This window comes from Microbulbifer maximicatervae (SeqCode) (assembly GCF_052468155.1).
In genome coordinates this window covers 80,124-102,176 of sequence record NZ_CP174335.1, presented here as the reverse complement: position 1 = coordinate 102,176, position 22,053 = coordinate 80,124, and the positions used below count along the sequence as shown (strand labels likewise).

General features: G+C 51.2%; 20 protein-coding genes. 11 read left to right on the top strand and 9 right to left on the bottom strand.

Translation table 11 applies throughout. The annotated features are described in order from the left end of the window. Nucleotides 1-82 precede the first annotated feature (82 nt). The 3 genes from ACJJIY_RS00485 to ACJJIY_RS00475 all read left to right on the top strand — a co-directional run bounded on the left by ACJJIY_RS00485 (nt 83) and on the right by ACJJIY_RS00475 (nt 1,897). On the top strand, nt 83-532 hold the full coding sequence (locus ACJJIY_RS00485) for a zinc ribbon-containing protein (RefSeq protein WP_108734284.1): 450 nt from the start codon (nt 83-85) through the stop codon (nt 530-532). Nucleotides 533-729: 197 nt separating this feature from the next. Then, complete coding sequence (locus ACJJIY_RS00480; protein ID WP_444896286.1) at nt 730-1,311, top strand: YdcF family protein; 582 nt, start codon at nt 730-732, stop codon at nt 1,309-1,311. 172 nt (nt 1,312-1,483) lie between these two features. Further along, a complete protein-coding gene (locus ACJJIY_RS00475; RefSeq protein ID WP_413663111.1) occupies nt 1,484-1,897 on the top strand; it encodes a hypothetical protein in 414 nt (137 codons plus the stop codon). A gap of 6 nt (nt 1,898-1,903) precedes the next feature. Here the strand turns inward: ACJJIY_RS00475 and ACJJIY_RS00470 are convergent, their stop codons facing one another. The 6 genes from ACJJIY_RS00470 to miaB all read right to left on the bottom strand — a co-directional run bounded on the left by ACJJIY_RS00470 (nt 1,904) and on the right by miaB (nt 8,653). After that, nucleotides 1,904-2,830: a TIGR01777 family oxidoreductase gene (locus tag ACJJIY_RS00470; protein ID WP_444896287.1), complete on the bottom strand. Its 927-nt coding sequence runs from the start codon at nt 2,828-2,830 to the stop codon at nt 1,904-1,906. Nucleotides 2,831-2,944: 114 nt separating this feature from the next. Then, complete coding sequence (gene lnt, locus ACJJIY_RS00465; protein ID WP_445358877.1) at nt 2,945-4,510, bottom strand: apolipoprotein N-acyltransferase; 1,566 nt, start codon at nt 4,508-4,510, stop codon at nt 2,945-2,947. 70 nt (nt 4,511-4,580) lie between these two features. Further along, entirely contained in the window at nt 4,581-5,477 is an 897-nt protein-coding gene (locus tag ACJJIY_RS00460; protein WP_413663108.1) for a CorC family transporter, read from the bottom strand. Nucleotides 5,478-5,548: 71 nt separating this feature from the next. Continuing rightward, complete coding sequence (gene ybeY / locus ACJJIY_RS00455; RefSeq protein ID WP_444940901.1) at nt 5,549-6,019, bottom strand: rRNA maturation RNase YbeY; 471 nt, start codon at nt 6,017-6,019, stop codon at nt 5,549-5,551. 16 nt (nt 6,020-6,035) lie between these two features. Then, nucleotides 6,036-7,091 carry a PhoH family protein gene (locus ACJJIY_RS00450; RefSeq protein WP_445358876.1) on the bottom strand — a complete coding sequence of 352 codons (1,056 nt, stop codon included), beginning with the start codon at nt 7,089-7,091 and terminating at the stop codon, nt 6,036-6,038. Between the two features lie 194 nt (nt 7,092-7,285). Beyond that, on the bottom strand, nt 7,286-8,653 hold the full coding sequence (miaB, locus tag ACJJIY_RS00445; RefSeq protein ID WP_413663105.1) for a tRNA (N6-isopentenyl adenosine(37)-C2)-methylthiotransferase MiaB: 1,368 nt from the start codon (nt 8,651-8,653) through the stop codon (nt 7,286-7,288). 180 nt (nt 8,654-8,833) lie between these two features. Between miaB and ACJJIY_RS00440 the strand changes: the two genes are divergently transcribed. The 3 genes from ACJJIY_RS00440 (at nt 8,834) to olsF (ending at nt 11,939) form a co-directional block, all read left to right on the top strand. After that, nucleotides 8,834-9,166, top strand: coding sequence for a DUF1820 family protein (locus ACJJIY_RS00440; RefSeq protein WP_172975496.1), 333 nt, complete (start codon nt 8,834-8,836; stop codon nt 9,164-9,166). A 311-nt stretch (nt 9,167-9,477) separates the two neighbouring features. Beyond that, on the top strand, nt 9,478-10,269 hold the full coding sequence (locus tag ACJJIY_RS00435; RefSeq protein WP_444896292.1) for a UDP-2,3-diacylglucosamine diphosphatase: 792 nt from the start codon (nt 9,478-9,480) through the stop codon (nt 10,267-10,269). Then, nucleotides 10,266-11,939 (top strand): bifunctional ornithine lipid synthase OlsF, encoded by a 1,674-nt coding sequence (gene olsF, locus ACJJIY_RS00430; protein WP_444896293.1) that lies wholly within the window; start codon nt 10,266-10,268, stop codon nt 11,937-11,939. The genes ACJJIY_RS00435 and olsF overlap by 4 nt, the downstream gene beginning before the upstream one ends. Before the next feature lie 84 nt (nt 11,940-12,023). Here olsF and ACJJIY_RS00425 read toward each other — a convergent pair whose 3' ends face one another. Together ACJJIY_RS00425 and ACJJIY_RS00420 are read right to left on the bottom strand one after the other, a co-directional pair. Next, complete coding sequence (locus ACJJIY_RS00425; RefSeq protein WP_444896294.1) at nt 12,024-13,298, bottom strand: aspartate aminotransferase type Ic; 1,275 nt, start codon at nt 13,296-13,298, stop codon at nt 12,024-12,026. A 191-nt stretch (nt 13,299-13,489) separates the two neighbouring features. Continuing rightward, entirely contained in the window at nt 13,490-14,356 is an 867-nt protein-coding gene (locus ACJJIY_RS00420; protein WP_444896295.1) for a DUF6279 family lipoprotein, read from the bottom strand. Between the two features lie 262 nt (nt 14,357-14,618). Between ACJJIY_RS00420 and nagB-II the strand changes: the two genes are divergently transcribed. Genes nagB-II through ACJJIY_RS00405 form a run of 3 tightly spaced genes read left to right on the top strand, consistent with a single transcriptional unit; the run spans nt 14,619 to nt 16,775 of the window. Beyond that, entirely contained in the window at nt 14,619-15,617 is a 999-nt protein-coding gene (gene nagB-II, locus ACJJIY_RS00415; RefSeq protein ID WP_444896296.1) for a glucosamine-6-phosphate deaminase NagB-II, read from the top strand. A gap of 32 nt (nt 15,618-15,649) precedes the next feature. Then, nucleotides 15,650-16,234 carry a hypothetical protein gene (locus ACJJIY_RS00410; RefSeq protein WP_444896297.1) on the top strand — a complete coding sequence of 195 codons (585 nt, stop codon included), beginning with the start codon at nt 15,650-15,652 and terminating at the stop codon, nt 16,232-16,234. After that, nucleotides 16,134-16,775 (top strand): N-acetylglucosamine-6-phosphate deacetylase, encoded by a 642-nt coding sequence (locus ACJJIY_RS00405; protein WP_444896298.1) that lies wholly within the window; start codon nt 16,134-16,136, stop codon nt 16,773-16,775. The genes ACJJIY_RS00410 and ACJJIY_RS00405 overlap by 101 nt, the downstream gene beginning before the upstream one ends. A gap of 35 nt (nt 16,776-16,810) precedes the next feature. On the opposite strand, the gene ACJJIY_RS00400 is transcribed toward ACJJIY_RS00405, so the two are convergent. Next, nucleotides 16,811-17,857 carry a LacI family DNA-binding transcriptional regulator gene (locus ACJJIY_RS00400; protein WP_444896299.1) on the bottom strand — a complete coding sequence of 349 codons (1,047 nt, stop codon included), beginning with the start codon at nt 17,855-17,857 and terminating at the stop codon, nt 16,811-16,813. A gap of 828 nt (nt 17,858-18,685) precedes the next feature. On the opposite strand from ACJJIY_RS00400, the gene edd reads away from it, so the two are divergent. Both edd and zwf read left to right on the top strand, forming a co-directional pair. After that, nucleotides 18,686-20,503, top strand: coding sequence for a phosphogluconate dehydratase (edd, locus tag ACJJIY_RS00395; RefSeq protein WP_444896300.1), 1,818 nt, complete (start codon nt 18,686-18,688; stop codon nt 20,501-20,503). 53 nt (nt 20,504-20,556) lie between these two features. Continuing rightward, nucleotides 20,557-22,017 carry a glucose-6-phosphate dehydrogenase gene (gene zwf, locus ACJJIY_RS00390; protein ID WP_445358875.1) on the top strand — a complete coding sequence of 487 codons (1,461 nt, stop codon included), beginning with the start codon at nt 20,557-20,559 and terminating at the stop codon, nt 22,015-22,017. Nucleotides 22,018-22,053 lie beyond the last annotated feature (36 nt).

Sequence of the window (22,053 nt, the reverse complement as noted above, 5' to 3'; positions counted from 1 at the left end):
TCGGTAAAGATTGATCGCGATCAAGTTTCGCTCCCAGTGCATCTTTTACGATGCGTAAACGCGGGATTATAGGAGGGATACCGTGACGAAGGAACCAAAGTTGCCGCCGAAGGACGATCTGATTAATGAGTTTCGCGAAGACTTTGAAGATTTGGTCGAAGGTGAGCTGGCTGTTGAGAATCTCACCGCCAATAAGATGGCATTTTTGCGCGCTTGGCTGAAAGATGACCTGCATCGGGCTGCTGACTATATCCGGGGACTAGGTGGGGAATTGAAGACCCTGGAGGAGCGCAGCGGTGATTGGCTGCTGGATGCGGCGGACCCCACAGAAACCGCCTGGCCAAACTTAATGCGATGCATCAAAGAGGGCAAGCCCTGGGCTTTGGCCGGCGAGTTTGTAGGGCCGGATGAGGAGTTGCAGTGTTTGGGCTGTGGATACCGAGCTATGCCACCGGCAAATACCCAGATCACTCCCTGCCACCGGTGTGGTTATGGATGCTTTCGCCAGATTGAGGGTGGTCTCGAGTATTGAATGGGCTCTATACGGCGGCGGCCACGCTTCTGATGCCTCCAGCAGCCCCATTGTTGGGGCTGCTAGTTGCATTCCTTTTGCGATTCTCTTCATCCGGGTCCCTGCTTGAGAGATGCTCTCTACCCTTGGCTGTGATTTCCTTTTGTGTGCTTTGGTTAGGGGCGACCCCGGCATTCTCATCCTGGCTTGGGGATCGATTGGGCAAGGTACCTTATCAACCCCATGTAAGGCCTGAGGCCGTTGTAATCCTTGGTGCAGGGCGTTATCGCGACAGGTATTCGAATAGGGAGAGACTCTCTGCGGCGAGTCTTGAAAGAGTTGCCGGTGCTGTCGAGCAAGCACCAGAAGAGTTACCGATTCTGGTATCTGGCGGTCGGGTTCACAGCGGAGAGCGGCTGGCAGAGTCTGATTTAATGGCTGCGTTGTTGGAGGAGGAGTTTTCCACTCCGGTCACTTGGCGTGAAGATTGCAGTCGTACTACTGCAGAGAATGCAGTAAATAGTGCTGATATTTTGCACAGTGCTAATGTGAGGTCGGTTTTTTTGGCCACTCACTGGTGGCATATGCCTCGCGCAGCGGAAATTTTTTCCCGCGCTGGCTTAGAGGTACAGCCCCTGCCGGTTGGGAGTGCTGGAGAGTTGATGCCCCGCGCTCAAACAGGTGTGGGGCGTTGGCTGCCCAATGCTGTCTCCCTGCTAAGGACCCAGGTCTACTGGCGGGAAATACTGGCACGGATCTGGTATCGGTGGAGCTCGCTACCGTCCATCAGAAAATGTTGAGGATGGATAAGGAACTTTTTGATAAATGTAATCTCAGAGGCCTACAGGACTTGAGGGATCAGGCGTCGAGCCCAAATGTTTGAGAGCTCTTGATTGCTAGTTGTACCGGGCTTAGGATGACTGGCGCCACAGGACATACCCATTGATTACCTTTTTATATGGAGTAGCGGCTGTGGATAAGAAACATAACAATAATCGAGATAACCTTATGATGAAGGGCATCCCACTTTCTTTCTCTCCGATACAGTTACATAACCGGTTAAACCGGGCTGTTTGGATTGGCTTCAAGCGGGTTGAGCAAGATGGCCGCACACTGGTTTTTCTGTGTGCCGGTGGCGATAGCGGCGCCCAACTCAGTAAAAATTTTGAGACCTTTGCCGGGCAGATAGTCCGGGAGTTCGGTTTTGCTCCCGCCGAAGTGGAGTTCATCGAGCTGCGTTCCAAAGCCGAGGAGTCCCATTGGTATCGCTGGCATGCCCAATGGGTGGGGTCTGCGCCAATGGAGTGCCATGGCGACCTGGTGACCAGTGAATCTAGCCGACGCTACTTAGCCCAGGCACTTGAGAGCGATATGGCCGCTGCTTAAACTCACTTATTCAGGCGCTGGCTTTACTTTAGTGGCAGCGCCGTCACCCTTGAGCAGGTCTGAGAGGGCCTGCTCCAGAGTTGGAAACTGGAAGGTATAGCCGGTTTCCAGTGCTGTACAAGGCTCGACCCTGTCACTGGCTAGCAGTAATTCATCAGCCATCTCTCCAAAAGCTATCTTTAAAGCCCAGGCCGGTGAGCGTAAGAACGCCGGGCGATGCAGTTCTTTGGCCAGGATTCGGGCAAAGCTGTTGTTAGTTACAGGTTCCGGTGCACTTCCGTTAAATGGATGGCAAAGTTGATTGTCGATGGCGTGTAATATCAGCCCGACTTCGTCTTCTTCGTGAATCCAGCTCATCCAGTGTTCGCCCGAGCCCATGGGGCCGCCAAGCCCGAGCCGAAATGGTGGCAGCATTTGGGGAAGGGCGCCACCGCGCATGGAGAGAACGATAGCTGTGCGGATAATGCCTACCTTAACACCAGAGTGCTGCAGCGGGAGCGTGGCGGCCTCCCAGTCCCGACACAGCTGTGCGGCAAAGCCCCCTCCTGGAGCGCTGTCTTCTTTCAGTAACTCCCCTCCGCGATTGCCGTAATAGCCGATTGCGGAGCCGGACAAGAAGTAGGATGGCTTGTCTCTTTGGCCCAGGGTCCAGCGAACCAGCTTCTCTGTTGTGTCCAGGCGTGAACTGCGAATTTCAGTGCGATATTTTTCTGTCCAGCGACGGGAGATGGGGGCCCCGGCAAGGTTCACAATAACATCTACGGGCTGGTTTACCTCTGCGGGATCGCGGCAGGCGTTGGCTGATTCGCCACATAAGTTTCGAACCCTGTCCGGATGTCGGCTTAATACCGTAATAGTATGGCCTCGCTCCAGCCAGCGCCGACAAAAGAGTCTGCCTATAAGCCCGGTGCCACCGCTAATCAAGCAATGCATGGGGAATCACCTTGCCTTATATTCGCTAGAAAATTGAATGGAGCATAGCAGTGATATTCAGTGGCGGTAGCTTACCGATGGCCACCCCGGCAGGGGGTGGCCGCAGGGCTTGTTTTAATCGGGTAGCTCGCCACTGAGAGGGGAGTTGGATTGGGGTTCCACCCTGCGGCGTAAAAACAGGGCCAGGGCCAGCATTGGAAGCGCCAAGGCAAATACCAATGAGATGCCGGCTAGCATAAACGGGGTGGCGCCACCCATCGCTCTGATATCCCCGGTCATATTCGCGCGTTCGAATTGGGGGAGTTTTTTAATAATCCTCCCCTTGGGGTCCACAATTGCCGTCACACCAGTATTTGTCCCTCTCACCAGGTAGCGACCAGTTTCCAAAGCGCGCATCTGCGCCATTTGCATATGTTGTAAGGGGCCAATAGAGGTCCCGAACCATGCATCATTGCTAATGGTCAGCAAAACCTGGGAAGACAGTGCTGAGTCGGCAACCAGCCTGGGATAGACAACCTCATAGCAGATAAGCGGCGCCCAGCTTGCACCAGCAGCATTGAGCGGCGATTGTTCGTCCGGGCCTGAGCGGATAAAGGAAGTGGGGAGATTAAAAAACTCGATAGTGCCCCGAATAAAATCCTCCAGAGGTACATACTCACCAAAGGGGACCAGGTGGCGCTTGTGATACACGCTGGGGCTCTGGCCAAAAACTGCGGCGGAGTTGTGAATACTCAGTCCCCCCTGTGTCGAACCCCGGGTGTCATAGAGAATACCGGTGATCAAATCGATGTTGGTAGTCTCAGCATTGCGTTGCAGCGCCTGCATAAGGTTGGGGGCTTGCCCGTAGAGCATGGGCAGGGCGGCTTCGGGCCAGATAATAACGTCTACATCCTGATCGCTAAGGGCGCGAGTACCCTCCTGGTAGCGACTGATAGTTTCCCCGCGAAACTCTGGCAACCACTTCTTTTCCTGAGGAATATTAGCCTGCACCAGCCCAACGCTGATAAGAGGACCTTTTGCGGAGGTCCACTCCACTTGGGAGAGGGCAGCTCCTATTGGCCAGGGGGCCAGTGCCGCAGTGAGTAGAATGATATGGCTGTGTCGCTTGAGCGGGGATAGGCGGCCACTGACAACCAGGGCCAGCACTGCGCCGGTAAATGCCAATAGCAGGCCTATGCCGTAGACACTCAAAATCGGCGCCCAGCCCGCTAGCCAGGTTTCTGTATGGCCATAGCCGGCGAAGAGCCAGGGGAAACCGGTAAAGGCCCAGCTGCGCAGCCATTCACTGATAAACCACAATGCGGCAAAAGCCAGAGCGAAGCTGAATTTATTATCTGTGAAGCGGCCCAGAATGAAGAAGGGCGCGGCTAACAGCAGCGCCATAATAGCGACGAAGCTTCCGGTGAGGGCCAGTCCTAATGGCACCGATGAGTTGCCAAAATTTGTAATCGAAACGTAGACCCAGGAAGCCCCGCTGGCGAAGAGGCCCAATCCATAGCAGAGGGCGAGCCAGAAGCTTTTGCGACCCGGTAGCACCTGCCCTTTGGCTGCAGAGAGCAGAATCCAGGCGAATAGTGTCAGGGACAGCAGGCCACATACCCAATAGTTAAATGGGGCAAATGAAAGTGTCATCAACCCGCCAGCTACAACGCTGGCGAGAGGAGAAAATAATCTGCGCATAAAGTTGTTGTCAGGATACCCCGTTCGCTCAGGGTATCAGTGTGTTAAGGCTTGCAGTAATGAGCGGTACTCAGCTGTCTTCTTCTGGCGGTTTGCGCATATGGGCAACCCGCAAAAGGTGTATCTGACGGCTGTCTGCATAGAGTACCCGGAACATAAAGTCACCCAGTCGGGTGACTTCGTCACGGCCCGGCAAATGGCCGAATGATTGCATAATAAGACCGCCGACAGTGTCGAATTCTTCATCACTAAAGGCGCTCTCGAAAAATTCATTGAACTCTTCAATGGGAGTCAGAGCTTTAACGATAAAATCGTTTTCCCCAACTTTACGGATATAACTATCCGCTTCTTCCTCGTCGGTCTCGTCTTCGATTTCACCGACAATTTCCTCGAGGATATCTTCGATAGTCACAACACCGGATACACCGCCGTACTCGTCTATCACGACCGCCATATGGTAGCGGTTCTCACGGAACTCGCGCAGTAGGATATTGAGGCGCTTGCTCTCGGGAATAATATTGGCTGGGCGGATCAGGTCTTCGAGCTGAAATCCGTCGAAACCTTTCAACAGGAGAGGAAGCAGGTCTTTGGCGAGCAATATCCCGCGTATATCATCGACACTTTCGCCGACGACAGGGAATCGGGAGTGCCCCGAATCAATAATTTTGGGGAGGAACTCTTCCGGCTTATCGTGAAGGCCTACCACAACCATTTGCGAGCGTGGAATCATAATCTCGCGGACTTGCTGGCTGGAAACGTCCAGTGCGCCTTCGATAATAGAGAGCGCTTCAGCATCTACCAGCTGATTTTCAGCGGCGTCCTTAATGATGTCCAATAATTCGTCGCGAGACTTGGGTTCAGCTGAAAAGGCGCTGAACAGCTTTTCCAGCCAACTTTTTTCACTCGCGCGGGATTTGCTCGCTGAGTGACTACTTGGGGGCTCGTCTGTGGTCATGGAAGTGGCCATGCTCCGGGGTTCTCTCGTTTGTAGATAAAATTCAGTAGCAGTTTGCCATCACTTCGGTGGTACAGCGGCTATCATCCCACTTCATCCTGTGGGGCGTAGGGGTCTGCAATGCCGAGGTTGGCGAGCAACTTCGTTTCCAGGCTTTCCATAACCTGAGCGTCTGCATCTTCGATATGGTCATAACCTAGAAGGTGCAGTGTGCCATGGACCACCATATGTGCCCAGTGCGCCGATAGTGATTTGCTCTGTTGCTCCGCTTCCAGTTCAACTACTGGGGCACAGATCACAAGATCTCCAAGCATCGGGAGATCCAGCTCCGCAGGAAAATCTGTAGGGAAGGATAAAACGTTAGTGGGTTTATCCTTGCCACGATACTGGTGATTAAGTTCCTGGCTTTCACTTTCGTCCACGATTCGCACCGACAGTTCCGCTTCGTTGCGGTGGCCGGTCAAAGCCTTGGATACCCAGTTGCTGATAGCCTCATCGGAAGGGATGTCGTGGCAGCGGCTGACCCGCTGCACATCGAGTGTTAAATCAGTCATAACTCAGGTGCGGACTCTAAGCGGCATTCTCATCGGCTTTATTGGAAATTCGATCTGCCGAGGCCATTTCCAGCTCAGCTTCATGAATATCGTAGGCCTCCACAATGCGCTGCACGAGGGGGTGGCGAACCACATCCTTGGCTCCAAAGTGGGTAAAGCTGATTCCATTAACCCGCCCCAGTACTCCAACAGCATGGCGCAAACCGGAAGCTTGGCCACGGGGCAGGTCGACCTGGCTGGGGTCACCGGTAATTACGGCGGTGGAGCCAAAGCCAATCCGCGTGAGGAACATTTTCATCTGCTCGCGGGTGGTATTTTGGCTCTCATCGAGAATAACAAAGGCATTGTTCAGGGTGCGCCCGCGCATATAGGCAAGGGGAGCCACTTCGATAACGTTGCGCTCGATCAGCTTGCCAACAGTTTCAAAACCGAGCATTTCGTAGAGGGCGTCGTAGAGTGGGCGGAGGTAAGGGTCTACCTTTTGGCTCAAGTCACCGGGCAGGAAGCCCAATTTCTCGCCGGCTTCAACGGCGGGGCGGACCAGGAGGATTCGCTCAACTTCATCCTTGAGCAGAGACTCCACTGCACAGGCTACTGCCAGGTAGGTTTTACCGGTACCGGCGGGTCCGATACCGAAATTGATATCATTGGTCTGCACAGCGCGAACGTATTTACGCTGATTGAGCCCTCTGGGGCGTACCGAGCACTTCTTGGTGCGAATCAGCACTACTTGGTCAGCTTCACCGGATTCACCGCTGCCATCTTGGCCGGTGAGTTCTTCGACCCCCGCTTGCTGCAGAGCCAAGTGAATCTCGTCAGGAGTGAGATAGTCCTTGGTGCCGGTTTCCTTGTAGAGCCTACTGAGTAGTTCGCCAGCGGCACGCGCAGATTTGGCGTCGCCGAAAAATGAAAACTGGTTGCCGCGATTTCGAATTTCGATATCTAGGCGCTGTTCTATTTGGCGTAGGTGTTGGTCGAACTGACCGCAGAGATTGGCGAGACGGCGTGCGTCGTTGGGCTCGAGAGTGATGCTGTGAGCGAGGGTTTGTGTTTCCAAATTGGTTTCCGGCACCTTTAATCCAGGGGTTATATTGCTAGGGTATACCCATTTTCCCTAAAGGGGAAAGAGGTGATTCCTACAAATAGGTTCTAACTTTACCTGATTTTAATTACGGGGCGTAATTTGGGGGGTAAGTTGAGCCTAATTTGGCGGCAGGATGTGCTTTCGAAGTACATCTTGCCGCTATTTGAGGTAATCACAAAGTCTTAGAACAGATCTTCTTCCAGCTCAGATGTGACTAAAGTACCGCGCAGGGAGTTTGGCAGGGCCTCTTCAATCACAACATCGGCAAATTTGCCGATCAGGGCGAGATCGTCCGCACGGAAGTTGACTACCCGGTTGTTCTCGGTGCGGCCTTGCAGCTGTCCGGGGTCCTTTTTGGAAACGCCGGTTACCAGCACACGCTCGGTGTTGCCAACCATGCGGCGGGCAATAGCTGCCGCCTGCTGGTTAATCCGCGCTTGCAGCAGCTGTAGGCGCTGCTTTTTAACCTCCTCCGGCGTGTCATCGGCCAGGTCGGCAGCTGGAGTGCCTGGGCGAGGGGAATATATAAAGCTGAAGGAAATATCGAAGCCCACGTCCTGGATCAGGTTCATGGTCGCTTCAAAGTCCCTGTCAGTTTCGCCGGGGAAGCCGATAATAAAGTCTGAAGACAGGCAGATATCCGGGCGAATTTTCTTCAAGCGGCGGATCTTGGATTTGTACTCCAGGGCGGTGTGGCCGCGTTTCATTGCCATCAGAATGCGGTCGGAGCCACTTTGTACGGGCAGATGAAGGTGACTAACCAGTTCTGGCACCTGTCCGTAGACATCGATCAGCGCATCGGAGAACTCTACCGGGTGAGAGGTCGTATAGCGGATACGGTCGATTCCATCAATCGCTGCCACATAAGTGATCAGCTCGGCGAAATCCACTTCGTGGCCATCTTCTCCAGTAGCGCGGTAGGCGTTTACGTTTTGCCCAAGCAGGTTCACCTCGCGGACACCCTGGTCTGCCAGGTGGGCGATCTCTTCGAGTACATCGGCCACAGGGCGGCTGACTTCTTCGCCACGGGTGTAGGGAACCACGCAGAAAGTGCAGTACTTGGAGCAGCCCTCCATAATAGAGACAAATGCGGTGGCGCCGTCGGCCTCTGGCTGGGGCAGGCGATCAAACTTCTCGATCTCCGGGAAGCTCACATCGACGATAACTGCGCCGCTTTTTTGCTCTTTGGTCTCCATCATCTCCGGCAGGCGATGCAAGGTCTGGGGACCAAAGATCAAGTCTACATGGGGTGCGCGCTTGGCAATCGCCTCGCCTTCCTGACTGGCTACACAGCCGCCAACACCAATCACCAGGTCGGGATTTTTTTCCTTCAGGTGCTTCCAACGGCCCAGCTGGTGGAACAGCTTTTCCTGTGCTTTCTCGCGGATAGAACAGGTGTTGACCAATAGTACATCCGCCTCGTCGGGATCGTCGGTAGGTACCATGTCGTGGGACTCGCCGAGCAGATCGCGCATCCTCGCGGAATCGTACTCATTCATTTGGCAGCCGTGGGTCTTAATATATAGCTTTTTCACCGATGTTTCGGACATATCGCGCCTGGTTAAAAACTGGTCAACAATTAGGGTGGGGCATTATAGCGATACGACCCGGCACTGCATAGATGGCTATATTAGCTGTTGCGAACCTGTGCTATTCTTGCGCGCTTTTTCGGGCTTTGCCCGTTCTTTGATCAATTTGAGCTTCGGGGTCATCCCCATCCTGAGAGACTTATGGCCAACCCGATTTATAAAGTTATTTTCCACAATCAAAACCAAGTGTACGAACTCTACGCTCGGGCCATCTATCAAAGTGATATGTACGGCTTTATCGAGGTGGAGGAGTTTGTATTTGGGGAAAAGGCTCAGCTTGTGGTCGATCCCAGTGAGGAAAAGCTGAAAACCGAATTTGCTTCGGTAACCCGTTCCTATATTCCGATGCACAGCATCGTGCGTATCGATGAAGTGGAAAAAGAGGGCACCGGCAAGATTGTTGAAGTAAAGGGTGACAAAGTTGCCAAGTTTCCTTTTGCTCCGCCTATCCGTCATCCCCAGGACACAGAGTAAGCTTTATTTTTACTCTGAATCAGGCCGGGCTCTATGCCCGGTTTTTAGCGCCAAAATCATCCGCTGCACCTTTTTTTCCTCTGCAATATAAGCTTCAATAAAAATCCTCCTGACTGTCATCAAATCGCTGCAAAGTGGTTGCGCTGACGATCAACGACGTTCTGTATTTAGTTGATCTCAATTTGCTAGCAAGAGAGCAAATACGGATTTATCGATTTTTCTCAAGTTAGCTCAAGCGACGACCTATATTTTTGCCGCGTATCTGCCCTGATTTTTATGGGTTGATAACTGGTACAGACTGGAACTTTGCTATGAGCAATCGCTATCGCGCACTGTGGATTTCCGATGTCCATTTGGGCAGCAGAGACAGTGAGCCCCATCGACTTGCAGATTTTCTGGCTCAGAATCGCGCCGATACGGTCTATCTGGTTGGGGATATTTTTGATATGCAGGCACTCGCTCAAGGACGGGGTACATGGTGCCAGGCCTCTTCGCTGCTACTGGAAATGCTTTCCGAATTAAGTAGCCTGACGCCTGAAGTCATTTATATTCCTGGAAATCACGACGCTCCAATGCGCAGCTGGGCCGGAAAGCGGCTCGGCAATATCCGAATTGAAAAAGACTATATCCACACCGCTTCCAATGGGCGCCGCTTTTGGGTAACCCACGGCGATCAGTTTGAACACCGAATTAAAATAAATCCAATCAGTTACCATATCGGCGATCGCAGTTATTACCTGATGCTGCGCTTTAATCGCTGGATCAATTATTGGCGCAATCGGTTTAACAAGCCTTGGTGGTCGCTGGCCAGCCAAATAAAAAATCGTGTGGGTGCCGCTCGACAAATGATGAGTGATTTTGAGGATGTCGCCACCCGTGAAGCGATATCGCGGGGATTCGATGGTGTTATTTGTGGCCATATCCATAGGCCTGCCCTTAGAAATAAAACAGTGTGTGGGGATGCTGTGACCTATGCGAATTGTGGTGATTGGGTCGACTCTATGAGTGCGGTTGTAGAACAACAAGATGGCAATTTAGATCTTTTACATTGGTATCGGACTCCAAAAATTGCCAGCATAATGACAGAGGTGGTTGCGGCATGATTCATCTTGAGACTCTTTTGCAGAAAAACGCCTGGTACAGCGCGGCACCACAAAAAACCACGCGAAAATTGGTTTCTGCCACAGTAAAGAAAATCTGTTGTGAGGAGCAGCTACAGGAATTTACCAGCAGTTACCCTCATCTTGGCGGCCTGGATTTTATTCGCCAGGTATTCGATGACTTGAATTTTCGCTACGAATTAAATCCATCAGAGTTGGCTCGGGTTCCCACTAGTGGGCCGCTGGTGATTGTGTCTAATCACCCCTTAGGAAGCCTGGATGGTCTCGCTCTGATTGATATGGTGGCGCGGGTACGGAAAGATGTTCGAGCTGTCGCGAGCCAATTATTATGGAACATAAAATCCCTGCGCCCCTGTTTATTGCCCGTAGATAACTTTAATGGGCGTACCCGTCGAGCCGATATTGAAGGTATTTATAGCCATTTAGGTGACGGGGGAGCGATTATCATTTTCCCGGCGGGCGAAGTATCCAGGCTCACCCCCCATGGAGTTCGGGATGGACGCTGGAATTCAGGCTTTGCCCGTTTTGCGGAAAAAACCAATGCGCCGATATTGCCGGTGCAGGTTTTAGGGAGGAATTCCTGGTGGTTCTATGGCCTCTCCATGTTGAACAAGCCCCTCTCGACTTTATGGTTGATTAGGGAGATGTTTAAACAGGCCAGCCGCAGTATCGATATTCGTATAGGACGTCCCCTGGAAGCGGAACACTTTCGTAGTTGGCCGCTAACACCCCGCGCCAAGGCTGCCTTGTGGCGTAAACATGTCTACCAATTACATCGTTCGCCCGCCCCTCTGGGGCCGGAATTAATTGTTGAAGCTGAGCCAAAAGCCGATGTAGCGCGAGTGGTTGAGTCCTGTGTATCACTCTCTGAACTGGGTAATTTTTCTGTGCGTTTATATCGGCAGAAAGCAGATTGCCCCGTCATGCGGGAATTGGCCAGAGTGAGGGAGATTGCCTTTCGATCAGTGGGGGAAGGGACCGGGCAGAGCCGGGATTGGGATGCGTTTGATGCTCATTACGACCATCTATTGTTGTGGGATGCAGAAAATCGACAGATTGCAGGAGCTTACCGCATAGCAGCGACCGAGGCGCTCTCGGATGATCAGATATACAGCAGTACGCTATTTAATTACCCGCAGCCTCCTCGGCAGTGCCTGCCAGATTCTGCTGAGCTAGGGCGTAGCTTCCTACTGCCGGAATATTGGAGAGGGCGCGGGTTAGACCTGCTCTGGTGTGCTATTGGACAGTGGGTATTGCGCAATAAGGTACGCTACCTATTTGGCCCAGTGTCTATGCCCGGTACATTTTCCGTGAGAGCGAAGTCCGTTATTGTGCGCTATTTTTCCCATTATTTTGCTCCTGAAAACTCCTTGGGGGATGCTCGACTGCCATTTTCGGAAGCACAATCTGAACTGCCTGAATTACTTGGGGATTCGGTGTCAGATATGCGTCAATTGAAGCATATTTTGCGTGAGGAGGGCGTTATGCTACCTCCCCTATTTAAAAAGTATGCCTCTGTTACTAAAACTGGAGGGACCAGTTTCCACGCCTTTAATATTGACCCGGATTTTTGCGATGCTGTGGATGGGCTGGTCGTTGTTGATTTATCAAAAGTGGACGAGAAGTTTGCTAAACGTTATTTATCCAGCTGACTTAGAAGTGACTCTTTATGAAAAAGGCAGCGTAAAGCTGCCTTTTTTGAAGATTCAGGAAATCTCACCTGGCATTTTGGATGGTTAAATTTTGCCAAGCTTTTTACGTAGACTCACCAGTTTGACACAGAGGATGAAAACAGACATTGCGGTATCCAGTTCTTCCAGCGGTGGGAAACTGGGCGCAATACGAATATTGCTGTCCTCAGGGTCCTTACCATAAGGGAAGGTAGCGCCGGCAGGTGTTAATTTTACTCCGGCATCCGCAGCCATTTTAACCACTGCTTTTGCGCAACCGGGAAGGGTATTAAAGGAAACAAAATAACCCCCTTCAGGCTTTTCCCAAGTACCCATATCTGCATCGGTGAGGGCATTATGTAAATGCTCCAGAACACACTCGAACTTCGGGCGAAGAATATCTGCATGTTTATGCATGTGTTCTGTCAGGCTGGTGTATTCGGTAAAAAATCTCGAGTGACGCAATTGGTTGACTTTGTCAGGACCAATGGTCATTGCCTGCATTTGGTCTTTGAGGGAATCGAGATTTGCCTGGCTGGCGCTCACAAACGCAACACCTGCGCCAGCGTGGGTGACTTTTGAAGTTGAGGCAAACTGTATTACGGAGTCTGCAGTATCATTTTCCAGGGTTGCTGTGCGAATATTTTGCAGATTTACATAGTTGCCAATGTCGTGCACCGAATAGGCATTGTCCCAAAATATCCGGAAGCTAGCGCCGGCAAATTGTCCCAGCTGCGCCAATCTTTCTACAGTTTCCTTGCTGTAAGTGGCTCCTGTTGGATTTGAAAACTTGGGCACACACCAGATACCAACAATCTCTGCGTCTTCGCGCACGAGCTTTTCCACAAGCTCCATGTCGGGCCCCTGCTCTCCCATGGGCACGTTAATCATTTGGATACCCAGCTGCTCACAGATCGTAAAATGGCGGTCATAGCCGGGAACAGGGCAGAGAAATTTGGGAGCTTTTAATTCGCGCCAGGGGGTAGTGCCCGCAAAGCCGAACAGGTAACCGGTGACTAGGGCGTGATACATCAGTGTGAGAGAGCTGTTGCCTCCGGCAATCACTTCGTTGACCGGCACTTGAAGCATTTCGGCTCCCAGCTCCCTTGCGCAGGTCAGACCGATTAGGCCACCGTAGTTGCGAGTGTCGGTACCGTCTGCCGCTCGATAGTCACCGGAGAGAATTCCATCAAGTTTATCGGAAAGTTTTAATTGCTCCGCCGAGGGCTTTCCACGTGTGATATCCAGGCTTAACTCGTGTTGACAGATCTTGTTGTAGTGAGCGCTTAATTCTTTTTCCCACTCGATCAATTGTTCCTGTGTGGCGGATTCGATATGCACTTGAATTCCCCTGGCTGGTAATGTGAGTTGGCGAGCTTATCAGCCTTAGGTCGCTTTCGTCAGCAGGAAATCACACATGATTATTAGTTTCTCTTGAATCTATTGGGTGGAATTTATTCTGGATACGCTAGCTTTTTGAGCTCTCATGTCGTTCATTAGCTTGGCAGTGGTGTTGGGATCTGGGCATCTGATTATTGGCTGGCTAGAGAGCGGAAGTCCTGGGCATAGTCGCGCAGAGTTTTGCTTAGATGACGACGTTGTGTGGGGCTGGTACTGGATAGAATTTGTTCTCCCAGTTCGCGAGCTTGGGTTTTGCGCTGCTCTTGCGCCTTGCGATATTCGTCGGACCAAAGTTGGTCTGGGTTTTCCAGCAGACCGCGCAACTGTTGTTGGTATCCATCAGGCTTCTGTCGGAGAAGCTCAATGGCATGTTGCTGCCAAATCATATGTTGTTCGTTACGTAATACAGGGTTGTACTCTACCTGCTTTACCCAGGCTGCGATCAGCTGCTTTTGTTGCTCGGTTAAACTTCCCAGCCATCGCCTGCTCTCCCGGCGAATTTGCCGATCGCGGTGTCGTTGTATTTTCCACGGCGAGCGCTGCCTTTTTTCCAGTGTTTTCTGCTGCTTTTTGGCCAAGTTGTGTTGCAGGCGATCAATCTGTTGTGGCGTTAACTGCGCCACAATAGGAAGCATTAAGTTGAAGGCGTTGTTACTGGCGCTTTCGATGAAGTGGTACACCTCTTTTTCAACTGGGGCCAGCTGAGGATTCTCAAGTTGACCTTGATCTACTTTATCTGCCAGTTGGCTCAGGAAATCGGCATATTTTGGTAGCTGTGTTTGGCGGTGCCAGTGAAAAAAGCTGTTAAGAGCCCCTTGAAACTCCAGTTCTTGCTGGGAATTTAAGTCGACATAGTCACGAAGCTTCCAGCGTATCCAATAATCAATGTTGTTATAGGCGAATTGAATGCTGGAGCAGCTGCTAAGTAAGCTCGCAACTACAAGGAGAATGATTAAACGCCATTTTTGTGTGGTGCAACTGCCCGGGGTTTGGGGCATTGATCCTTCCTGTAGATATGATCGGCAGCGACTGATAGGGGTGCCTTAAGCATAGATTAAAAAGGTATACCCAATTCCAGTTTTGTTGTGACAGTAATGGGGTATCGGGTTGGCGTGCTAGCGGGCGTTTGAAAACAAAGCAGGATGATTAATGGCGTCAATTAACTGAGGTGAAGTACTGCTGGGCATAGACTGATTGATGGAGCTCGGTATTAATGTGAGAACTGAGTTCATATTTTGTGTGAGTCAGGTAGGAAGTATTATGGTTACCACGGTCATGGAGGCTGAGGCTCGTGAGGCGCCGGATAGGATTGCTGAACAGCTGCATTCCAATGCCAATATAATGTCTCATCTGGGAGAGCGGCTGCGCCAGAAGCCTCCTCGTTTTGTGATGATTGTGGGGAGGGGTTCTTCTGATCATGCGGGCGTCTTTGCCAAGTATCTGATAGAGATTGAAACTGGTACCCCTACTTTTGCTGCCGCACCGTCGGTCTCCAGTGTTTATGGTCGCAAATTAAAGCTCGATGAGGCCCTGGTTATCGTCATTTCCCAGTCTGGCAGAAGCCCAGATATTCTGACCCAGGCCCGCATGGCGAGAGAGCAGGGGGCTTATACAGTCGCTTTGCTTAACGATGAAGATGCGCCGATTAAAGATGTGGTTGACTTGGTAATTCCTTTAAAGGCTGGCCCGGAAAAAGCGGTTGCAGCTACGAAAAGTTATCTGGCGACCCTATCTGCGATACTGCAGATGGTCGCCAATTGGACGCAGGATCCTGCTCTTTGTAGTGCTCTGGAAAAGTTGCCGGAAACTTTGAGATCTGCGGTGCAGGCAGAAATTCAATTGCGCCCGGAAAACCTGGCCTCGGTACAAAATCTGGTAGTTTTGGGGCGGGGTCCCGGTTATGGGATTACCCGGGAACTGGCGCTGAAGTTAAAAGAAGTCTGCAATATCCATGCGGAGTCCTATTCCAGTGCGGAATTCTTGCACGGCCCCGTTACGCTGGTGGAAGGGAAATTGACAGTGGTGAATGTTCCAATCGAGGATGAGTCATTCCCCACACACAGCCAGCAGATCGATGAAATTCGACGGCGTGGGGCGGCGCTGATTAATTTGCATGTGCCGAGTAAGGGGGTTCACCCGAGGGTGGCTCCACTGGCGCTGTTGCAGCGTTTTTATATCGATGTGGCCCACGTAGCGGTAAGTCGAGGGATTAATCCCGATGAGCCGGCGGGTTTAAAGAAAGTTACTCAGACAGTCTGAATAAAACAGAAAATAGTATTTGGGAGGGGGAAGTGGGGGTTATCCTGATTGCTGAAAAGCTATTTGATGGCGAGCGCATACTTGCAGATGTTGCTATCACCATTGGAGATAGCGGACTGATTTCCGCAGTGGGTGGGGGTGTGAGTTCCGATGCTGAGCGCTTACCGGGTTTGTTGGTGCCGGGCTTTATTGATATCCAGGTCAATGGTGGAGGTGGTGTACTGTTTAATCAGGAGCCCTCAGTTAATGCGCTTCAGAAAATAAGCGAAGCCCATAGTCAGTTTGGTACCAGTGCTTTCCTGCCCACCTTGATTACGGATAGCTTTGCAGTGATGCAGCGGGCGGCCGATGCGGTAAGTGGGGCCTTGTCCAGCGGTGTTCCGGGTGTGATTGGAGTACATTTTGAGGGGCCGCATTTAAGTGAGGTCAAAAAGGGTACCCATGAAGGAGGGTTTATCCGCTCTTTGAGTCATGAGGAGCTTCTCCCTCTACGCCCGGGAAGACCTGGGAATCCGCTTGGTCACTCTGGCGCCAGAGTGTGTATCGGTATCCGATATCCGAAAGTTGGTTTCCCTGGGGGTTCATGTTTGTCTCGGCCATTCGAATGCGAGTGCTGAAATTGTTGAAGCTGCGTTGGATGCTGGAGCGACAGGATTTACCCACTTATACAATGCAATGTCCCCGCTTCATTCGCGTGAGCCGGGTATGGTGGGGGCAGCCCTGATCCGGGATGATGCCTGGTGTGGATTAATTGCCGATGGCCACCATGTCAGTACCGGCGCTATGGTGCTAGCTTTGAAAGCAAAACCTCGCGGTAAGTTGTTACTGGTAAGCGATGCAATGTCGCTAGTGGGCAGTGATGCCACCAGTTTTCCCCTATTTGATCGAGTGGTTACACGAGAAGGGGATAAACTGACCTCCAGTACCGGAGAATTAGCGGGTTCTCACTTGGATATGATCGGCGCGGTTAAAAATATCCGCGACTGGTGCGGGATTGAATTGCCGGAAGCACTGCGCATGGCAAGTTTGTATCCGGCGCAGTTCCTTGGTCTGGGAGCAGGTGTAATCACTGAAGGAGCCCGAGCGGATATGGTTTTATTAGGTGAGGATCTGCAAGTGAATAGGACCTGGAGCCTGGGGCGTGAAATTTATCGATGAAATTAACCTTCCAGATCTCTCTTAAGCTGAAGGGGTTATTTGGGCGCGGGGCCAGTGGATTGTCGAATAATTAACTCGGGGGTGAAGCTGCGGTACGTTTCTCCCTCTTGCCCTGAACCATTGAGTTCTTTTGAACTTTTACACTGAATTTTCTCAAGCAGTAATTCTGCTGCCGAACGGGCGATTTCCTGGTTGGGTTGGTGTGCGGTTGTAAGTTTGGGCCAGGTTTGTCGAGAAAATGGGCTGTCTTCAAATCCTGCGATAGAGACTTGCCCGGGAACATCAATCTTTAACATACGGGCGGCAAATAGAGCGCCCGCTGCGATTTCGTCATTAGCGGCAAATATTGCTGAGGGAGGTTTGTCGCTGTCGAGGATCTTTCTCGCATTGATCTGGCCCGATTCAAATGAATATTTCCCTTCAACAATTAAATGTCGGTCTACTGCTATTCCTGCATCTTCGAGTGCCTGGCTGTATCCATTTTGACGCCCCAATGTGGAAAGGTGCTCCTCGCCTCCGCTTAAATAAGCGATACGCTTGTGCCCGAGTGAAAGTAGGTGCTGGGTAATATTGTAGGCGGCCTGGCGGTCGTCAATCTGTATAGACTTTCCCTTTGCTTTCTCTGTATTGGTGGAGGAAATAATTCGCACAAATTCAACATTCATGGATTGGAGCGTATCGATAAAAGAAGGTGACTCTGAAAAAGGGGGGGTCAGGACCAATCCGGCTACTTTGCCGTGCTCGACCAGTTTATTTAAGTCGCTGTGGATAACTGGAGATTTCGAATTGCAAGGATGGATAAGTAGCTCATACCCTTTTGCTCTGCAGGCTTCCAATATGCCGTTTTGCATATCGATAACGTAGTGGGCATTAGGGTTGTCATAAATAAATGCGATGGAATAGGAGTGTGTCCCCGCCAGATTCCGCGCTGCCAGACTGGGTGTGTAGTTCAGGCTTTTGACTGCGTCGAGCACTTTTTGCCGAGTGGCTGCGCGTACAGAGGGCTCATTATTGATCACCCTGGACACTGTTTTGATAGATACGCCGGCGCGCTCGGCAACATCGTTAATTGTGACTTTCATGCATCAACTAGCTCTATCTGAGCCTTGGCCTCGCTGGCATCGACAAGTAAGTATTGCTGGAAGGTGGGATTTTAACAGTTATGAGTCTGCAATTAGCTTATGGGGTGCGCCTCCTTTCTTAATTTGTGGGTAATTTGTAGTTTTTTATCCCAATTCTTTGAGATTCCTAGACCTTATCATTTGCCTGTAAAAATCCTACACCTAAGTAAGGCCAATCTTTCACTTTGTGACTGAATGAAGGCATTAAGTTTCCCAGTATTAAAGAAAATGATGGCTTTTACGCCAAATACTTCCTATATGCCTGTCTCCCCTGGTCAACATCTTCAATCACTATTTGAAGCCTCTTGAAAATTTTTGTAGTTTTACTACATAATGCGCATCAATAAGATTGAGTGGCTACAGATTGGGTGAATTACTCAAGCCGGGCGTCCAAAGTCTCTACCACCTCGGTGGGGAGGAGGTTCCGGCATTGTTGGATCACTAACATTCAGCTCTAAGAGCGGGAAGAGGTTCGAAAGTGAGATTTCTACCCGATAACAGGATTTCCCATGAGTCTCCATAAGCAGTCTTGCGGTGGGCTGAAAGGTTGTCCACTGGAATGATTGGGTTTCCAGCGATCTGGTAAAAGCAACTTTGTTCCTCCTGCTTCAGATTTACGATTGGGCAATAGGACATTGATGGCACTACAACCAAAGGGTTGCAGTGGGAGCCATTCCGCCGAAAGGCGCTCCACGGAAAGATAATCACAGGTGGCTGATGCCACTGAAATGTGACCCTGGTGGTTTTTGTAACTAGAGACCACCTCAACAGAGTTATTACGGAATAGTCATGGTTCACAGCAAGCTTCAGACCGTTACCGAACGCATCATTAAGCGCAGCGAAGAAACTCGTGCAGAATATCTGGCGCAGGTTGAGAAAGCGCATATTGAAGGGCGGGCAGCGGCACATGTGTCTTGCGGAAACTTGGCCCACGCAATAGCCGCATCTCCAGAGGGTGATAAGCAGTTGATCGCCTCTGGTCGGGGACCGAACCTGGGTATCGTCAACGCCTACAACGATATGTTGTCCGCTCATCAGCCTTATGGTGCCTACCCTGCTCAATTGAAAGAGGCAGCTGCGCGCAATGGCGCAACGGCCCAGGTTGCCGGTGGCGTTCCGGCAATGTGCGATGGGGTGACTCAAGGGCGTGCAGGGATGGAACTCAGCCTGTTTTCGCGGGATGTGATTGCCATGTCCACAGCAATCGCGCTTTCGCATGATGTTTTCGAAGGAGCCATATTCCTGGGTATCTGCGACAAAATTGTCCCCGGCCTGGTTATTGGTGCTCTTTCTTTTGGCCACTTGCCTTCAATTTTTGTTCCTGCGGGTCCAATGCCCACAGGCTTGTCCAATGCGGAAAAAGTCCGGGTTCGCCAGCTGTATGCTGAAGGCAAAGTAGGGCGCTCTGAACTATTGGAAGCCGAGAGTGCTTCCTACCATAGTGCCGGCACCTGCACCTTTTACGGCACTGCCAACAGTAACCAGATGTTGGTAGAAATTATGGGGCTGCAATTGCCTGGCAGTTCCTTCGTAAACCCCGGTACTGATTTGCGCTCGGCATTAAATGAAGCTGCCGTGGCGCAATTGGTAAAAATTACTGAACCGAGCCAGCACACTTCGGTGGCTAAAATTCTCACCGAAAAAGCATTCGTCAACGGAGTGGTGGGTTTGCTCGCTACCGGCGGATCCACAAACCACACATTGCACCTTATTGCGATGGCGCGTGCAGCAGGTATTCAGTTGACTTGGCAGGATATGGCCGACCTCTCTGAAGTGGTGCCGCTGCTTTGTCATGTGTACCCGAACGGCACTGCGGATATCAACCACTTTGCCGCAGCCGGCGGTATGCAGTTCCTGATTCGCGAACTCCGCTCCGCTGGCCTTTTACACGATGATGTGCACACGGTACTCGGTAATTCCGGTCTCGAACCCTACTGTGAAGATCCCTTCCTCAACAGTGATGTTGGCGGTGTGGTTTGGAAACCCACTCCAGAAGAGAGCGGTGATACGACGGTCATTCGTCCAGCCACTGACCCTTTCTCCCAGCATGGTGGTTTGCAGTTGCTCGAAGGAAACCTTGGGCGCAGTGTAATCAAAGTCTCTGCGGTTAAATCTGAGCACCTCAAAGTGAAGGCGCCGGCCATTGTTCTGGATAACCAGGACGACCTGCTCAAGCGATTCAAAGCCGGTGAGCTAGAGCGTGACTTTGTCGCTGTAGTGAGATTCCAGGGACCTCGAGCCAACGGTATGCCGGAACTGCACAAGCTAACACCGACGTTGGGGGTGCTGCAGGATCGTGGCTTTAAAGTGGCGTTAGTCACTGATGGGCGTATGTCCGGCGCTTCCGGGAAAGTCCCTGCTGCCATTCATATGTCACCGGAAGCCGTAGAAGGCGGTGCGATTGCCAAGGTGCAAGAGGGCGACATGATTGAGCTCGATTCAGAGGCCGGTATTTTACGCGTGCTGGTAGATGAAGCTGAATTTAATACCCGCCAACCGGCCCAGTGTGATCTGTCTGAAAGTGCCCGTGGTACGGGCCGTGAACTTTTCGCTAATATGCGCGGGCTTGCCAGCGGTGCAGAGACCGGTGCAAGTATTCTTTATTGATTATTATGGAGCCAAACAGGCTCCGAGAAAAGAACGATCTCAGAGCAAAATTTATGATTAACCCTTTTGATATGGTGTTATTTGGTGGAGGCGGAGACCTTGCACTGCGCAAGTTACTACCGGCACTTTACCGAGCATTTAGAGAGGGCAGCTTGGTTGAGGGCTGTCGCATCCTTCCGGTGTGTCGCCGCCAATCAGATGTTGATCAATATATCGAAACAGCCCACCAGGCACTGCAAAAATATCTCCGTGAGGGTGAGTACAGTGCTTCGAGCTGGGACCAATTTAGCCAATTACTTTGTCCGATCGCACTGGACATTGCCGTACCGGATAGCCAGTGGGATCACCTGGCAGAAATTCTCGGTTCCGACTCAGAGCGGGTTCGTATTTTCTATTTGGCAATACCGCCCGCGGTATTCGGCCCCTGTTGTGAAAACCTCTCCGTAAAAGGCCTGATTACTGGAAATTCCAGAGTCGTAGTGGAAAAGCCACTGGGCTATAACGCCCAAACCTCTGATGAAATTAACAGTAAAATTGCCAGTTACTTCCCGGAAGATAGTATCTTCCGTATCGATCACTACCTGGGTAAAGAAACTGTCCAAAACCTTCTTGCACTGCGTTTTAGCAATGTATTGTTTGAGCATCTTTGGGATGCAAAAACCATTGATCATATCCAGATCAGTATTTCAGAAACCGTAGGCCTGGAAGGGCGTGCGGGTTTTTATGATGAAACTGGTGCTATGCGGGATATGGTGCAAAACCATCTGCTGCAACTGCTGTGCCTTATCGCCATGGAATCTCCCAACAGTATGTCGGCGAAGAATATCCGTGCAGAAAAAATTAAGGTGCTTGAGGCTTTGCGCCCGCTTACCGGTAATTTGGTCGATAAAAACGTTGTGCGTGGCCAGTATATAGCTGGGCAAATCAATGGCAGTGATGTTCCTGGTTATCTCGATGAACTCGACGGTGGAACCAGTTCAACCGAAACCTTCGTTGCCATTCGAGCGCATATCGATAGTTGGCGTTGGGCAGGGGTGCCGTTTTACTTGCGTACTGGTAAACGCATGGAAAAGCGCTGTGCCGAAATTGTAGTGCAGTACAAAAATGTTTCTCATCATGTGTACGATGAGTCAGCCGGAAAGATTGTTCCCAACCGTTTGGTTATTCGCTTACAGCCAGAAGAAAGTATCAAACTGGTTTTGATGGCGAAGAAAATGGACAGTCTCACCACCGAGTTGCAACCGGCTGAATTGAATTTAACCCTTTCTGATACTTACGACAGCTTCCGCAGCGACGCTTATAAGCGCCTGATGTTGGATGCTGCAGCAAATAATCCCGCGCTTTTTATCCACCGTGACGAAGTTGCTGCTGCCTGGGCGTGGGTGGATCCAATTATTGAGCATTGGCGCGAAACGGCTAATCAGCCGCAGCCCTATCCTGCAGGTAGCTGGGGGCCAGAAGAGGCAGAAAAACTGCTGTCACGCACTGATCGTCATTGGTTTAACGCGCAGTAATAATTTGGAAAGCCGGCGCAGCTATTAATTTTACCG